This is a genomic window from Streptomyces sp. NPDC104096 (assembly GCF_055584385.1).
The window spans coordinates 45,650-61,655 of sequence record NZ_JBVJMD010000035.1; the positions used below are offsets into that span (position 1 = coordinate 45,650).

Consider the following 16,006-nt stretch of genomic DNA (forward strand, 5'->3'; position numbering starts at 1 on the left):
GTCGGGTGGGCCTGTGATCACGGCGGGAAGGTACGGCCAATGCCCCTGAAGTCCTTCCACGTCCTCGCGCCGGTCCGGTGAGCGCCGGCGCCCTCGTCCGACGGCCGACCCGCGGAGCCACCGCGCTGCGCGGCGGCGGCCGTCTCCGGCGTCCCACGCCGTACCAGGTCTTCGGCTTCCTGTTCTGGCTGGTGATGTCGCTGGCGTACTGGCGGGTCCCGCTGTGCTGCGACGCGGGGCAGCACGCGGCGGTCGTCGAACGCCTCGAGGCGCACCTGCTGCACCCGCGCCACCCGATGGCGGACCTGCCGGGCGCGGGCAGCCCGTACTACTCGCCGTACGCGCTCGCGCAGGGTGTCTTCGCCCGGCTGACGGGGCTGTCCGGCTGGGAGGTGGTCAGGCTCGCCGGTCCGCTGAACCTGCTGGTGCTGCTGACCGGCGTCGGCCGCTTCGTGAAGGTGCTGTCGCCCCGGCCGTGGGCGCCGGTGCTGGCGCTGGCGTCGATGACCCTGCTGTGGGGCACCGAGCGGGCCTGGTGGAGCGGTTATCTCGGCCTGATGTCGATGACCGGGACGCTCGCCTACCCGTCCGCGTTCGCGGCGGGGCTCGCCTTCTGGGCCTGGTCGCTGACCGGCGCCCGGGTCCGCGACACCCGGCGGGTGCGGTACGTGGGGCCGAGCGGGCTGCGCGGTCTCGCCGGGTACGCGGCGGTCGGCGCGCTGTACGGGGTGATCCTGCTGGTCCATCCGATCACGTCGGTGGCGGCGGCGACGGGGGCGGTGGCCCTGGTCGCGGGGTGGCAGCGGGACCGGCGGCCGGCGGTGCTGGCGCGGTGGGCGCTGGCGGGCGCGGCGGCCGTGGCCGTCGGGGCCTGCTGGCCGTACTTCGACGTGTTCGCCCTGGCCGGCGACGGCAGCGTGGACGCGATGCACCGGCGACTGTACCTGGATCTCGGCGGCCACTTCTGGCTGGCCCTGCTCGGGCTGCCGGCGCTGTGGCTGCGGGTCCGCCGGTCCTCGTGGCGTGATCCGCTGGTGCTGATGGTCGCGCTGGACTGTCTGGTGGTGGCGTACGGCTGGTTCAGCGGGCACTACACCTACGGCCGGATCCTCGGGCTGACGCTCGTGGGGCCGCAGTTCGCGCTGGCCGTGGAGCTGGCGGCGGCCCGGCCGTGGCCGGTGTGGCGCAACGTGCTGGGCGTGCTGGCGGCGACCGGGGCCTGCGTCGGCTTCCTCACCGTGCAGGCCGGGGCCGTGATCCCGCGGGCGCTGGACCCGGTCGGGTTCGAGCAGCCGCCGGACTGGCCGGCGTACGCGTGGGCCGCGCAGCACATCGGGCCCGGCGAGGTGGTGATCGCCGACGGGTACTACGCCGTCCACGCGATCGCGGGCTACGGTCCGAACCTCGCCGCGCCCGCCTGGCCGGACGCGGCGCTGGACGAGCGGGTGCGGCGTCGGCGGCTCGCCGACGTACAGGCCTACCTCGCCCCGACCGCGACCCGCGCCGAGCGGGCCGCGATCGGCCGCCGGTACCACGTGCGCTGGCTGCTGCTGACGCGCTGGCGCACGGTGCCCCAGGAGGCGGTGGTGGTGGCGTGGAGCCGGCGGACGGGGGAGGTGCTGGCGCGGGTCGACTACGGCTCCCGCGGGGAGGCCGCGCGGGGACCTACTCGATGACGAGGTCGACGTCGATGTTGCCGCGGGTGGCGTTGGAGTAGGGGCAGACCTGGTGGGCCTGCTCGACCAGCTCGCGGCCGGTGCTCTCGTCCACGCCCTCGGGCAGCTCCACGCGCAGGGTGACCTTCAGGCCGAAGCCCACGCCCTGCTTGCCGATGCCGACCTCGCCGGTGACGGCGGCGTCGCTCACGTCCACCTTGGCGGCCCGGCCCACCACGCCCAGGGCACTGGCGAAGCAGGCGGCGTAACCGGCGGCGAAGAGCTGCTCCGGGTTGGTGCCCTGGCCGTTGCCGCCCAGCTCCACCGGCGGGGCGAGCTGGACGTCCAGCTTGCCGTCGGAGGAGACGGCACGGCCGTCGCGGCCGTGGGTGGCGGTGGCGACAGCGGTGTAGAGCGCGTCCATTGGAAGTCCATCCCTCTCGAAGTGACGTTCCGGCGGCCCGGTCCGGCCGCCCTCACGACCACAATTAGAGCACGCAATTCAGTTGTGCGCAATTAAATGTCTCGCAAGAGCTACCCTGGGGGCATGACGCCCACCCAGCCGCCCGGCACCGAGACCGGGGAGAACGAGACCGGGGAGGACTGGCTCCGCCTCGACCGCCAGATCTGCTTCTCCCTGCACGCAGCCTCGCGCGCCTTCAACGGGGTCTACCGCGTGCTCCTCAAGGACCTCGGACTCACCTACCCGCAGTACCTGGTGATGCTGGTCCTGTGGGAGCAGGGCGACCTGCCGGTGAAGAAGCTGGGCTCCTTCCTGCGTCTCGACTCCGGCACCCTGTCGCCGCTGCTCAAGCGGCTGGAGGCGGCGGGCCTGGTCACCCGGGAGCGCAGCACGCGCGACGAACGCTCGGTGGAGGTGCGGCTGACCGGGGCGGGCCTCGCACTGCGGGAGCAGGCGCTCCAGGTGCCGCGCCGGATCGCCGAGGCGACCGGCTTCGGCCTCGACGAGATCCGCGACCTGCACGAGCGCCTCGACCGGCTCACCACGGCGCTGGACGCGGCAGCGCTGGAGGAGACACCCGGCTGCCCGTAGCCGGTCGGCGCACATAGAGGCGCAGGACGGTTCCCCGCTGACGAACTCCCGCCGCGGCTCGCGGGGGACGAACTCCTCGTTCACCACGGTGAGCTTGAGCCGCTCGGCCGGGTCGCCCGGATACCAGGGCGAGCGCAGGGCGTACGGCTCGGCGACCACCCAGAGCCGGTCGACGGCGTCGAGCCTGCGGCGCAGCACCGCCGCGTCGACCTCGACGCCGTACAGCGTCCCGGACGCGGGTCCCGGCACCTTCAGGGCCACGTCGCGCGCCCGCCGGAACGCCCGCGGGTACGCCAGCGCCGGACGCCGCCCGATGGACGGCAGGAACACCACCGGGTCGCCCGGCGCCAGTTCGCGCGCGGCGAGCGCGGCGACCGCGGTGAGGTTGTCCGGGCGGCGGCCGGGGTCGCGGTCGAGGCGGTACAGCGGCAGTTGCCCGACGAACGCGAGGACGACGGCCGACCCGCCCGCGAGGGCGAGGGCGCGCGCACCGGCGGCCGTGCCGGTGCGCGGCAGGGCGCCGAGCAGCCGGTCGGCCCCGGCGGCCGCCAGCAGTGGCGCGCCCGCCAGCGCGAACAGCACGTACCGGTCGTCGTACATCGGCCGCACCTGCGACAGGGCCATCAGGACCAGGGGCGGCAGCACCGCCAGCGGCAGCGCCACCCGGACCAGCGCCGAGCGCCGCAGCGTCGTCGCGGCCACGACGACGAGGCCGAGATACACCCACAGCACCGCGTCCGTTCGGCCGGTGAACTGCCACACCAGCCGCTGCGCCGCCCCGGCGTCCGGCGGCGTCAGCCACGCCACCTGACCGGACTGCCGGCCCGAGACCAGCACCAGGGGCGACACCGGCAGCAGCGCGCCGCCGGCCGCGGCCGCCCAGCGGCCCCACTCCCGTCGGGCGACCCGCGCGAGCGCGAGGGTCACGGCGTGGGCGGGCAGCATCAGCACCGCCAGTTCGTGCAGCAGGCAGGTGACGGCGACGAGCGCCGCGTACGGCCACCACGGACGCCCCTCCAGGGCCTTCGCCAGCCACAGCGTCGCCCCGGCCGCCCCGGCCGCGACCAGGGCGTACGACCGGCCCTCCTGCGCGTAGTGACCGACCATCGGGGTGATGGCGTACAGCAGTCCGGCCCACAGGCCGACCCGTGGCCGGGCCAGCCGGCTGCCGAGCGCCGCGACCAGACCGGCCGCGGTGGACGCGGCGACGACGGACGGCAGCCGCAGCAGGACCTCGTCGGCGACCGCGCCGGACCCGGGGACGGCGAGGACGGCGTGCAGGAACAGGTAGTAGAGGCCGTGCACCGCGTCCACACCGTGCAGCAGCCGCCAGATCTGCGGTACCGAGCGCCGCGCGACCTGAAGGCTGACGGCCTCGTCACGCCAGGTGCCGCCGCGGTCCAGGCCCCACAGTCCGAGCCCGAGCATGACGGCGGCGGGGACGGCCACCGCCAGGACACCTGCGGCACCCGCCGCCCCTGGCGCACCCGCCGCACCGCCCCGCAGGCGCCTCGGCCTTCCGCTCACCACGACACCGATTTTGTACTATTAATCAGTGGTTCTTGCGCATTGACGGCGTATCACCTCAAGTGCGGCACTCACCCGTCCTACCATCCGCGGTGATGACACGTCACCACCGCCTCCTTCCGCTGGCCTCCGCCTGGCTCGTCACCCGGGCCCTGATGCTGTGGCTGCTCGCCCACGACTCCCTGCCGCTGCTGGGCGGACGCGTCGCGCGGGAGGTGTGGCGGCTGTACCACCACTGGTACGTGGTCCTCTCACACGGCGCCTTCCCGGCGCACGACCGGCTGTGGCAGTACCCGCCGGGCGCCGGGGCGGTACTGCTCGCCCCCGGTCTGCTGCCCGGGCTGACGTACCTCCAGGGGTTCGTCGCCATCACCCTCGCGGCGGACGCGACGGTCACGGCGGCGCTGGCCCGCACCGGCCTGCGGCCCGGCCGCAGCCTGCTCGGGGCCGGGCTGTGGGTGGGCGCCCTGCCGCTGCTGCTGCGGCTGCCGTTCGCCCGCTACGACGTCCAGGTCACGGTGCTCGCGATGCTCGCGCTGCTGGCGCTGTCGCGCTCCGCCCGGGCGTGCGGGGTGATCGCGGCGCTCGCGGCACTGGTGAAGGTGTGGCCGCTGCTGGTGCTGACGGGGGTGGCGAAGGGGCGGGCGACCCGGTCGGCGTGGACCTGGGCGGCGGCCGCCGGAGCGGTGGTCCTCGCCTCCTTCGCGCTCCTGTTCCGCAACCCTCTCGCGTTCCTGTGGCAGCAGGGCGGCCGGGGCGTGCAGATCGAGTCCCTCGGCGGCACGGCCCTCAACCTCGCGACCCGCGCGGGCTGGCCGGGCCGGGTGCACTACCGGTACGGCTCGAGGGAGTTCACCGGCCCGTACGTCACCGCCGTCGCGCACATCGCCCTCGCCCTCACCGCCGTCGCCTTCGGGCTGCTGGTGCTGTGGCGGCTGCGGGCCCGGCGGTGGACCGAGGCGACACCGCTCGACGCCGCCCTGAGCGCCGTGCTGCTGTTCACCGTCACCAGCCGGGTGATCAGCCCGCAGTACATGGTCTGGCTGCTGGGCCTGGCCGCCGTGTGCCTGACCTCGCGGCACACCACCCAGCGCCCGGTGGCCTGGCTGATCGTGGCGGCCACCGCGGTGAGCAGCGTCGTGTTCCCCCTCCACTACGGCGACGTCGTCGCCTCCACCTGGACCGGGTGCGCGCTGATGCTCGTGCGCAACGGGCTGCTGGCCGCGGCCGCCGTCCTGTCGTTCGTCCGGCTGTGGCGGTCCGCGTCCGCCGGCCGTACGGAACCCTCCGCGCGCACCGGCCGTCCGTGGGCCGGTCGCGCCGACCGTCCGTGGCGTGCCGGGCACGCCCGAAACCCCTCCTCCGACTCGGCCCCCTGGACCTCATGCCCCACCTCACCCCCCACCAGGTCTCCGTCGTCGTCATCGGCCACAACGACGCCGCGCAGGTGACCGAAGCGGTGCGCTCGGCGCTCGCGCAGGGCCCCGCCGTCCGCGAGGTCGTCGCCGTCGACGACTGCTCGACCGACGGCAGCGCCGAGCTGCTCGCCCGTCTCGCCGGGACGGAGCCGCGGCTGCGGGTGGTGCGGCACGCGGTCAACAGCGGCGGCTGCGGCACTCCGCGCAACACCGGGCTCGACACGGTCACCGCGCCGTACGTGATGTTCCTCGACAGCGACGACGTCCTGCCGCCGGGCGCGGTCGACGCGCTGCTCACCGCCGCGGTCGAGGAGGACGCCGAGGTGGCCGGCGGGCTGTGCGTGCGCCGCGAACTGCCCTCCGGGCGCGAGGTGCCCTGGCAGCCGCGTCTGTACACGGCGCGCGCCGTGGTCGCACGCCCGGCGCAGCGCCCGCTCCTGGTCCGCGACACGCTGTGCGTCAACAAGCTCTACCGCACCGCGTTCCTGGCCTCGCACGGCATCCGCTTCCCCGAGGGCCGCTTCCGCTACGAGGACTTCGTCTTCACCGCGCGCGTGCTCGCCGCGGACCCCCGTATCGTCCTCGTCCCGGACCGGGTGTACGTGTGGCACGTCCGCCGGTCCGCCGCGCGGCTGTCGATCTCGCTGGACCGCGCGGGCATCGACAACTGGCGGGCCCGCACCCGGGCGAGCTCGATCGCCCACGAGATCCTGCTGGGCGCCGGGCAGAAGGAGCTCGCGCGGGCGGCCCGCGCCAAGTTCCTCGACCACGAGCTGCGCCTGTACCTGCGCGAGCTGGGGCTGCGCGACGAGTCGTACCGGCGCGCCTGGTGGGCGCACACCCGGGAGCACCTCGCGACGTACGACGCCGCCGACCACGGTCCCCGGCCTGCCGCCCCCGGCCGTCTCCTCGCGCAGGTCGTCCTGGCCTCCCCCGAACCGCGCGACCTGCCCCGGCTCGGTGAGCTGGCCGCCCGCCCGGCGCGGCTGCTGCCGCCCTGCGCGCGTGCGGCCGACGGCACGCCCGTGTGGTCCGCCGACCTCCCCCAGGTCACCCTGGAGTCCCTGCTGACCTGCCCGGTCCGGCTCCTTCCGGTCGCCGTCGACGCCCGGCTGCGGCCCCGCGCGCGGGGCACCGTGCTGCGGCTGCGCCTGCACGAGCTGTACGGCCGGGTGGCGGCGGCGGGGCCCGAGGCGCTGGAGGTGGAGTGGCGGCCGCGCGACGGCGCGCCGGGCCGGGCCGGCTCCACGCGGACCGGGGACGCCCGGTGGCGCCGTACCGTCGCGCTCGCGCCCGCCCCGGACGGCACCTGGACGGCCGAGACGGCCGTGCACCTGGCCGCGCTGGCGGCGTACGGCACGGGCACCTGGGACCTGCGGCTGCGGGTGCTGTTCGCGGACGGCGCGAGCCGCGAGACGACGGCGCACGCCGTCGTCGGCCCGGGTCTGCTGCGCCGTCGCGCCGTGGTGAGCGCCCGGCACGCCGTCGTCCTCGTGCAGCCCTACGCCACCCACTCCGGGGCGCTGGCCCTGCGGCTGGCTCCGGGGGCGGGGGGAATCCTCTCGGTCGCCCACGCGAGGCTGCGCCGCCTGCTCGTCTGACAGCGGGCCGGGGGCGACGGCGGAGGGGCGCCCCCGGGGCGGATCACAGGGCCTTGAGTGCCGCCGTGGTCGCTCGCGCCAGGCCCCCCAGGTATCCCTTGGGGAGCTTCGGGCTGCGGATCACCACCGAGCGCCAGTACAGCGGGCCGGAGATCAGGTCGAGGGCGAGCTCCTCGTCGATGCCCGACCGGACCTCGCCGCGCCGCTTCGCCGCCGCGACGATCCCGCTGGCGACGCCCTCCTGCCCCTCGCGCAGCGTCTTCTGCACGGCTTCGGCGATCTCGGGGTTGCGGGCCGCCTCGGCCTGGAGGTCCGGGATGATCTGCGAGGCCACGGGGTGGCGCAGTGCCCGGGAGGTCATCTCGTACAGCAGCCGGAGGTCGCCCTCCAGGGACCCCGTGTCCGGGGTGGGCAGGCCCTGCACGGCGATCGCCGAGACGACGTCGAGGACCAGATGGAGCTTGGAGCGCCAGCGGCGGTACACCGCCGTCTTGCCGACCCCCGCCCGACGGGCGATGCCCTCGATCGACATCCGCGCGTAGCCGACGGCCGCGAGCTCCTCGAAGACGGCCGCACGAATGGCCTCCGTCACATCCTCGCGGAGTACGGCGGCTCCCGCCGGGGTGCGGCGGCGCGGACGCGTCTGGGACTCCTCGGCGTTCGTCGTCATGCCGAACAGCATAGGGCGTTACGACGATACGGTCCCGTCCCCACGCAAAGCGTGGCGCCGCAACGGTCCCGTCCTCGCGGCGTCCATCACATCACCCGCCGTCACCCGCCGTCCGCCACCCGTGAAATATCTCGGCCCGGCGTCGATACGGTCTCGTCCTCGCGTAGCTCGTCACGACGAAACGGTTGCGTTCCGACGCCAACTCGTCCTACGCTCCCGTTGCGACGATACGGTGCCGTCCCGACGTGAGTAAATGCACAGAAAAACGTCGGGAAACCACGGGCGACGGCCCCGGTTCCCGGCCGGACGCACCCACCCCCTCCCCCCGAACGAAAGCAGCGGATGTGAGCCAGGTCCTCCACACACCGCCCCCCAGCCCGGCCCCGGCCGACGACGACCTCTCGGCCCTGGCCGCCCGCCACGGCCTCTCGGTCAGTGGTGCCCGCCCGTCCCTGCCGGAGTACGTCCGTCAGCTCTGGGCACGGCGCCACTTCATCAGTGCTTTCGCCACCGCCAAGCTCACCGCACAGTACAGCCAGGCGAAGCTGGGGCAGCTCTGGCAAGTGATGAACCCGCTGCTGAACGCGGCGGTGTACTACTTCATCTTCGGCATGCTGCTGGGCACCTCGCACGGTGTCCCCGACTTCGTGCCGTTCCTTGTCACGGGTGTGTTCGTCTGGACGTTCACCCAGAGCTCGATCATGGCGGGCACGCGGGCGATCTCCAGCAACATCGGCCTCGTACGGGCCCTGCACTTCCCGCGGGCGGCCCTGCCGATCTCCTTCTGCCTCCAGCAGCTCCAGCAGCTGCTGTTCTCGATGCTCGCGCTGATCGTCATCCTGCTCTGCTTCGGTGTGCCCGTCAGCATGTCCTGGCTGCTGGTCCTGCCCGCCCTGGCGCTCCAGTTCACGTTCAACACCGGTGTGTCGATGGTCATGGCCCGGATGGGCGCGAAGACCCCGGACATCGCGCAGCTGATGCCGTTCATCCTGCGCACCTGGATGTACGTCTCCGGCGTGATGTGGAGCATCGACAAGGTGCTCAGCCACGACGATCTGCCCCACTGGGCGATGACGGCGCTCCAGTGCAACCCCGCCGCCGTCTACATCGACCTGATGCGCTTCGCCCTGATCGACAGCTTCCACGCCAGCCAGCTGCCGCCGCACGTGTGGCTGGTCTCGACGGGCTGGGCGCTGGTCGCGGGCGTCGGTGGCTTCATCTACTTCTGGAAGGCTGAGGAGACGTACGGCCGTGGCTGAGAACCCGACTTCCCCGACTTCCGCAGGCGAGCGGATCCCCACCGTCGTCGCCGACCACGTCAACATCGTCTACCGGATCAACGGCACCGGCGCCGGCCGCGGCACCGCGACCGCCGCGCTCAACCGCATCCTGCGCCGCGGCAAGGCCGAGAAGGCGGCGGGCGTGCGCAAGGTGCACGCGGTCAAGGACGTGTCCTTCGTCGCCTACCGCGGCGAGGCCATCGGCCTGGTCGGCACCAACGGTTCCGGCAAGTCGACCCTGCTGCGGGCCATCGCCGGTCTGCTGCCGCCCGAGAGCGGCCGGGTCTACACCGACGGCCAGCCCTCGCTGCTCGGCGTCAACGCGGCCCTGATGGGCGACCTCACCGGCGAGCGGAACGTCATCCTGGGCGGTCTCGCCATGGGCATGTCCCGTGAGGAGATCAAGGAGCGCTACCAGTCGATCGTCGACTTCTCCGGCATCAACGAGAAGGGCGACTTCATCAGCCTGCCGATGCGGACCTACTCCTCCGGCATGGGCGCCCGGCTGCGCTTCGCCATCGCCGCCGCCAAGGACCACGACGTCCTGATGATCGACGAGGCGCTGGCCACCGGCGACCGCAAGTTCCAGCGGCGTTCCGAGGAGCGCATCCGCGAGCTGCGCAAGGAGGCCGGCACGGTCTTCCTGGTCAGCCACGGCGCCAAGGCGATCCGCGACACCTGCGACCGCGTGCTGTGGCTGGAGCGCGGCGAGCTGCTCATGGACGGGCCCACGGAAGAGGTCATGGACCAGTACGAGGAGTTCACCAACGGCAACGGCAAGGCGCCGCGGCCGCTGCGGGAGACGCAGGCCGAACTGCGGCAGCAGAAGGTCGCCCTGCACACCTGATCCGGACCGGACCGGACGGCGACGGCCCGGCCGTGATCGTGACACCCGTCACGATCACGGCCGGGCCTCGGCGTTTCCGGCGCCCCGAGCATTCGGGCTAATCGCGCCGACCACAGCAACCACTTTCAACCTTTTCATCTGATCAGTGACAGTATGTCCGGAAAGGCGCGCCCGGCCGACCGGAGGCGGACGACGACGAGAGGTCCCCACGCGAAGGAGATCACCGCGATGCCCGAGCTCAGCGTCATCGTCCACGGCCCGAACACCCAGGGCCGGCTGGCCGCCCTCCTCGACGGTCTGGCCGCCCGTCCGCTCCCGGACGTCGAGGTGATCGTCGTCGCGGTGGGCGACTGGGCCCGCGAGACCGCCCAGGGGCACGCGTCCGAACTGACCGTCCTGCCCCTGCCGGCCGGCACCGGGGACGCCGAGGCCAGGGCCGCGGGAGCCGCGCGGGCGTCCGGTCGCTGGCTGCACTTCGTCCGGGCCGGCGACGGACTGCCGGCCGACGCCCCGCACACGGTCGCCGAGCGGGCCGCCGAACTGACCGCGTCGCCGGACCCGGTGGACGTACTGCTCTTCGACCACGTCCGTTCCACCTGGCAGACGACGGGAGCGCCCTCCTCGGACGGTCTGCTGCTGGCCCGCACCGGCCGGACCGCCGTCGTCCTGGACCAGGCACCGCAGTTGCTGCGGCTCGCCCCGCTGCTCGGCAACCGGGCCGTCCGCGCCGACTTCTGGCGGGCGCACGCGAAGGACCTCGGCACGGACGACGAACCGTTCGCCGCCCACGCCACCCTGCTGCACGCCGAGCGCGTCGCCTGCCTGCCCCACATCGCGTACGAGTACCGCGAGCCGCGCCCGGAGAGCCTCCCCCGGCTCACCCCGCAGGAACGCTTCGCCCTGATCGACCGCTACGAGTCGCTCCTCGCCCGGACCGCGCCGGACCGCCCCGGCCCGCACGCCGTGCTGTACGACCTGATGGTCCAGGACTGCCTGCGCACCTTCGCCCGCTCCTCGATGCCGGAACCGGTGGCACGGGAGTTCTTCCGGCGGGCCTCGCTCGCCGCGGTCCGCGGGCGCCCGGAGCGCCACCAACGCCCGGCCGGCTTCGAGGGCGTACGCCGTGCCCTGCTGGAGGAGGGCGCGTACACCAAGTACCGGGCCTTCCAGGCCGCCAACCGCACGCGCCGCGCGACCAGATCGGCCGTGCGCACCCAGAGCCGCCGGATCGGCGCGAAGTTCCGCGACCACCGGTACCGCAGCGCGCTCGGCCGCCCGGTCGACCCCGGTCTCGCGGTGTTCTCCGCCTACTGGAACCGCGGGATCGCCTGCAACCCGGCCGCCATCGCCGCCAAGCTCACCGAACTCGCCCCGCACATCCACCAGGTGTGGGTGGTGTCGGCGGCGAACGCCGCGCTGCTGCCGCCCGGCACGGACCACGTCGTCCCCAACACCCCCCGCTACTGGGACGTCCTGGCGAGCGCCAAGTACCTGGTCAACAACGTCAACTTCGCCGACGCGGTGATCAAACGCCCGGACGCGGTCCATCTCCAGACCCACCACGGCACGCCGCTCAAGCACATGGGTCTGGACCAGCTTCGCTTCCCGGCCGCCGCGCAGGGCATCGACTTCGCCGCGCTGCTGGCCCGCGTCGACAAGTGGGACTACAGCGTCTCCGCCAACAGCCACTCCACCCGCATGTGGGAGCGCGCCTACCCGTCCCGCTACGTCTCCCTGGACCACGGCTACCCGCGCAACGACGTCTACTGCACGGCCACCGCGGCGGACGTCCGCGCGGTCCGGGCCCGCCTGGGCATCGCGCCCGGCCGGCGGGCCGTCCTGTACGCCCCCACCCACCGCGACTACGAGGCCGGCTGGACCCCGCGCCTGGACCTCGCCGCCCTCGCCGACCGGCTCGGCGAGGACACCGTCCTGCTCGTCCGCGGCCACTACTTCTACGGCGGTTCGGCCTCGCCCCTGGCCGGTCTGCGCCGCACCGGGCGCATCATCGACGTCTCCTGCTACGACCCGGTCGAGGAACTCGCCCTGGCCGCCGACGCGCTGGTCACGGACTACTCGTCCATCATGTTCGACTACGCCAACCTCGACCGCCCGATCGTCATCTACGCCGACGACTGGGAGACGTACGCGACGACCCGGGGCGTCTACTTCGACCTGACCGCCGAGGCGCCGGGCCAGGTGGCCCGTACCCAGGAGGAACTGACCGAGATCCTCGTCTCGGACGCCTGGCGCGACGAACGCGCGGCGAAGGCGCGGGCCGCCTTCCGGCGCCGCTTCTGCGCGTACGACGACGGACGCGCCGCCGAGCGGGTCGTACGCCGGGTCTTCCTCGGCGAGAGCGAGCAGTCGCTGCCCCGGCCGGTCCCCGTCGACGAGCGGACCCCGGCCCCGACCCCGCAGGAGGCGGACGCCCGATGAGCACACCCGAGGCCGCCCCCGACGCCCCGCACCTCGCCGACGCCGTCGACACCCCCGACACCCCGGACACCCCCGACGTCACGGTCACGGTGATCGTCTACAACGACGCCGAGCGCCTTCCGCGCGCCGTCGCCTCGCTGCGCCGCCAGACGCACGCCGACATCGAGATCATCATCAGCGACGACCACTCCACCGACGCCACCCCGGAGGTGGCCCGCCGGCTGGCGGCCGAGGACCCGCGGATCCTGTACCTGCGGCTGCCCGAGAACAGCGGCGGGTGCAGCGCCCCGCGCAACCGCGCGCTGGAGGTCGCCCGTGCCCCGTACCTGATGTTCCTGGACAGCGACGACGAGCTTCCGGCCGACGCCGTCGAACTGCTGCTGGCTGCCCACCGCGAGCGCGAGGTCGACTTCACGATGGGCGCCGTGCAGCGGGTGCGCATCGACACCGGGCGCCGGTCCACCTGGATGCCCCACCTGGTCGACCGGCGCCGCACGGTGGAGGGCATCGAGGCCGACCCGCGGCTGCTGTTCGAGCACCTGTCGACGAGCAAGATGTACGCGCGCGCCTTCCTCGACCGGCACGGTCTGCGCTTCCCCGAGGGCATCCACTACGAGGACCAGCTGTTCACGGCGCAGGCGTACTGCCTCGCCAAGGAGTTCACGATCATCCCGGAGCCGGTCTACCGCTGGTACATCGAGCCGTACGCGGACGCGGGGTCGAGGTCGATCTCCAACCAGCGGCACAAGCTCGACAACGTCGCCGACCGCGTACGGGTGCAGCGGCTGATCGACGCCTTCCTGGCCGAGAGCGGGCACGAGTCGCTGCGCGAGGACAAGGACTACAAGTTCCTCAAGCACGACTTCCGGATGTACGCCGGGGACCTGCCCTACCGGGACGACGCGTGGCTGGAGTCGTTCGCGCGGATCGTGAACCCGTATCTGGCGACGCTCGCGCCCGGCGCGTACGCCCGGCTCCCGCGGGCCGAGCGGGTGGTCCTCCAACTGGTCCGCGAGGGCCGTACGGCGCAGGTCCGGGTCGCGGCCCGGGGCCTGGGCCATGGCGTGGCCCCCCGGACGGTGACCGCGGACGCCCGGGGCCGGACCTACTGGGGGGACACGGTCGCCCAGGACCCGCGCTCCCGCCGTGAACTGGACGTCACGGACCTGGAGCTGGACACCCGCCCCTTCCCCGGCGCGCTGCTGCGCCACGAGATCGTCGAACTGACCCCGGGGCCCGGCGCCTCGCTCGATCTGGCCGTGCGCACCTACGACCCGGGCCTGCGGCTGGCCGTCGGCCCGCAGCGCGCCTGTCTCCTGCTCACCCCCGGCCGGCGGCTCACGGTCCCCTTCCGGCTGCTCCCCGTGCGCCCCGGCGTCTTCGAGGGGCACGTCCGCCTCGATCTCGTGACGGCCGCCCCGCCCCTCCAGGGCTTCGCCGGAGTGCGTCACCCGCTGCTCCGGCTCGAACAGAACGGCCTCCCGCACACCTCCCTCCTCCTGGCGCCGCTCGACTTCCCGACCCTCACCGCCCGCGTCGGCTACCGCTCGGGCACCTCGCCCCACCAGGTGACGGTGGAACCGGAAGGCCGCAACCCGGGCCGTCTCCAGGTGCGGTGGGCGCCGGTGGGCATGACGGCGAGCCTCGTACAGCCGCTGGCGCGCAGGGTGGCACCGCCGAAGGTGAGACGAGCGGCCCGCCTGGTGCGCAGCGCGCTGAGGTGACGGCGCACGGCAGCGGGGCCGCTCGCGCGGTCCGGCCCCCGGGAACCGGCCGAGGAGGGGCCGGTTCCCGGGGGCCGGACGGCACGGACCGACAGACGGGGCCGACGGAGGGCAAGGGCCGACGGAAGCCGGCCGACGGAAGCCGGAGGGCAAGGGCCGACGGACGGAGGCCGGCCGACGGGAGCCGAGCGCCGGAGGCCGGCCGACGGGGGGACGGCCGACGGGGGACGTCACGGCACGACGGCGTACAGCACCTGTCCGCCCGGCCCCCGGGCCACCCTGCGCAGCCCGCCGGTCTCCCGTAGGGCCCCCCGGTCCACCACCCACCGCACCCCGTACGCCCGGGCGATGTCCTGCCGCTCCCCCTGTGCCGTCCCGGCCGCGAAGTACCTGCGCACCGCGTCCGCCCGCCGGGCCTCGTCCGGCAGGAAGAAGTCCGGATACCCGGGAGCCACGGTGTACGGCCCGTAGGCCGGGATCTGCCGCGCCTCGAACGTCCGGGCCAGCACCACGTCCCCGTACCTCACCCACGGGGTGATCCACCGGTACCCCGCCCACGGCTGCCGGTACTTCGCCGCCACCGCCTCGGGCAGCCGCCCGCGCGGGACCACATAGCCCAGCGTCCCGGCCTGGGTCCACGCCCCCACCACCAGCGCCGCGCCGAGCACGCACGCCCACGCGGTCCGCACCCGGCGTCGGCCGGCCGTCACCGTCTCCAGCGCGGCGGCGGTCTGCGCCGGGATCAGCACCGCGGGCAGCGCACGGCCCCAGGAGTAGTGCCCGCTCAGCCAGCCCCCCGCGCACACCACGAGCCCGAGCGCGAAGAACAGGACCAGCGGATCCCACCGGTCGCGCCGCCACCGCAGCCCCAGCGCCACCACGCCGAGCAGCACCAGCCAGAACCGTCCCACCAGGTCCCGGTACAGCGCCCGGTGCACCGACTCCAGCCCCGAACCGGCCCCGAAGAGCGCGAAGAAGTCGTAGTACGGCCACAGCCACAGCACCAGCAGCCCCAGTGCCAGGCCCGCCGCCGCCCGGCCCCACACCGCCCGCGCGGGCCGCGCGCCGAGCACCGTGGCGAGTGCGCCCAGCGAGGCCACGACCCCCGAGAACTGGTGGCAGAGCAGGATCACCGCCCACAGCGCCCCGAGTCCGAGCCAGGCCCCCCGTCCGCCGGGCTCCCGCACCGCCCGCGCCAGCCACGCCCAGAAGTGGAAGGCGAGCCCCAGCGCCAGCACGCTCGGATACGACACCGTCAGCGCGAGGGAGTTCAGACCGAGGAAGCCGCTCCACTCGAACAGGGTCGTGCCCCAGAGGAACACCAGGCACAGCAGCACCAGCGCGGGTGCCGCGGGATGCCGGCTCAGTGTCCGTACGTACCGCCAGACCCCGGTCACCAGCAGAACGAGCGCGACGAGGGCCCCGATGCGCAGGACGGCGAAGACCGGCCATCCCGTCACCCATGCGACGCACCCCAGCAGCAGGGTCCACGGCGAGTAGTACGGGCTCGGCGTGTCGGCGTCGACCAGCGGGTTGCCCGGATCGGTCGGGCGGTGCCGCAGGCGCTCCACGGTCGCCGCGTGCATGCCGAGATCGCCCGCCCAGGGCAGGCGGACGATCACCAGGAGCATGAGGACCAGGACGAGCGCCGCGACCGCGGGCGCCAGGGCCGCGGTCGCCCTATGCGGTGCGCCGCGCACCGGGCCGGAATGACGAATTCACAGTCATTCCCGACACTTTAACCTAAATGCGACAGACATCATGAAAGGTAATTCAAAGGGGGATCCCCGG

11 protein-coding genes and 1 pseudogene are annotated in these 16,006 nt (G+C 73.9%); 8 read left to right on the forward strand and 4 right to left on the reverse strand.

The genetic code is table 11. The features are described 5' to 3' along the window. Positions 1-77: 77 nt before the first annotated feature. Positions 78-1,676: a hypothetical protein gene (locus ACZ60B_RS28795; RefSeq protein WP_469391917.1), complete on the forward strand. Its 1,599-nt coding sequence runs from the start codon at positions 78-80 to the stop codon at positions 1,674-1,676. On the opposite strand, the gene ACZ60B_RS28800 is transcribed toward ACZ60B_RS28795, so the two are convergent. Then, on the reverse strand, positions 1,666-2,079 hold the full coding sequence (locus ACZ60B_RS28800; protein ID WP_454398790.1) for an organic hydroperoxide resistance protein: 414 nt from the start codon (positions 2,077-2,079) through the stop codon (positions 1,666-1,668). The genes ACZ60B_RS28795 and ACZ60B_RS28800 overlap by 11 nt on opposite strands. 123 nt (positions 2,080-2,202) lie before the next feature. On the opposite strand from ACZ60B_RS28800, the gene ACZ60B_RS28805 reads away from it, so the two are divergent. After that, entirely contained in the window at positions 2,203-2,709 is a 507-nt protein-coding gene (locus ACZ60B_RS28805) for a MarR family winged helix-turn-helix transcriptional regulator (protein WP_469391973.1), read from the forward strand. Between the two features lie 897 nt (positions 2,710-3,606). Here ACZ60B_RS28805 and ACZ60B_RS28810 read toward each other — a convergent pair. Beyond that, positions 3,607-4,137 (reverse strand): annotated as a pseudogene (locus ACZ60B_RS28810) (glycosyltransferase family 39 protein); the annotation flags it as partial. A 194-nt stretch (positions 4,138-4,331) separates the two neighbouring features. Between ACZ60B_RS28810 and ACZ60B_RS28815 the strand changes: the two are divergent. Beyond that, entirely contained in the window at positions 4,332-5,687 is a 1,356-nt protein-coding gene (locus ACZ60B_RS28815) for a glycosyltransferase 87 family protein (RefSeq protein ID WP_469391919.1), read from the forward strand. Continuing rightward, positions 5,621-7,255 carry a glycosyltransferase family 2 protein gene (locus ACZ60B_RS28820; RefSeq protein WP_469391921.1) on the forward strand — a complete coding sequence of 545 codons (1,635 nt, stop codon included), beginning with the start codon at positions 5,621-5,623 and terminating at the stop codon, positions 7,253-7,255. The genes ACZ60B_RS28815 and ACZ60B_RS28820 overlap by 67 nt, the downstream gene beginning before the upstream one ends. A gap of 43 nt (positions 7,256-7,298) precedes the next feature. Here the strand turns inward: ACZ60B_RS28820 and ACZ60B_RS28825 are convergent, their stop codons facing one another. After that, a complete protein-coding gene (locus ACZ60B_RS28825; RefSeq protein WP_469391923.1) occupies positions 7,299-7,937 on the reverse strand; it encodes a TetR/AcrR family transcriptional regulator in 639 nt (212 codons plus the stop codon). Positions 7,938-8,269: 332 nt separating this feature from the next. Here ACZ60B_RS28825 and ACZ60B_RS28830 point away from each other — a divergent pair, with 332 nt between their 5' ends. The 4 genes from ACZ60B_RS28830 (at position 8,270) to ACZ60B_RS28845 (ending at position 14,215) form a co-directional block, all read left to right on the forward strand. Further along, on the forward strand, positions 8,270-9,184 hold the full coding sequence (locus tag ACZ60B_RS28830) for an ABC transporter permease (protein WP_469391925.1): 915 nt from the start codon (positions 8,270-8,272) through the stop codon (positions 9,182-9,184). Then, positions 9,177-10,052, forward strand: a complete 876-nt coding sequence (locus tag ACZ60B_RS28835; protein ID WP_469391927.1) for an ABC transporter ATP-binding protein — start codon at positions 9,177-9,179, stop codon at positions 10,050-10,052. Before ACZ60B_RS28830 ends, ACZ60B_RS28835 begins: the two co-directional genes overlap by 8 nt. A 228-nt stretch (positions 10,053-10,280) precedes the next feature. Continuing rightward, positions 10,281-12,491 carry a CDP-glycerol glycerophosphotransferase family protein gene (locus ACZ60B_RS28840; RefSeq protein ID WP_469391929.1) on the forward strand — a complete coding sequence of 737 codons (2,211 nt, stop codon included), beginning with the start codon at positions 10,281-10,283 and terminating at the stop codon, positions 12,489-12,491. After that, positions 12,488-14,215, forward strand: a complete 1,728-nt coding sequence (locus tag ACZ60B_RS28845; RefSeq protein WP_469391931.1) for a glycosyltransferase family 2 protein — start codon at positions 12,488-12,490, stop codon at positions 14,213-14,215. The genes ACZ60B_RS28840 and ACZ60B_RS28845 overlap by 4 nt, the downstream gene beginning before the upstream one ends. A gap of 230 nt (positions 14,216-14,445) precedes the next feature. On the opposite strand, the gene ACZ60B_RS28850 is transcribed toward ACZ60B_RS28845, so the two are convergent. Next, a complete protein-coding gene (locus ACZ60B_RS28850) occupies positions 14,446-15,846 on the reverse strand; it encodes a hypothetical protein (RefSeq protein WP_469391975.1) in 1,401 nt (466 codons plus the stop codon). Positions 15,847-16,006: the final 160 nt, after the last annotated feature.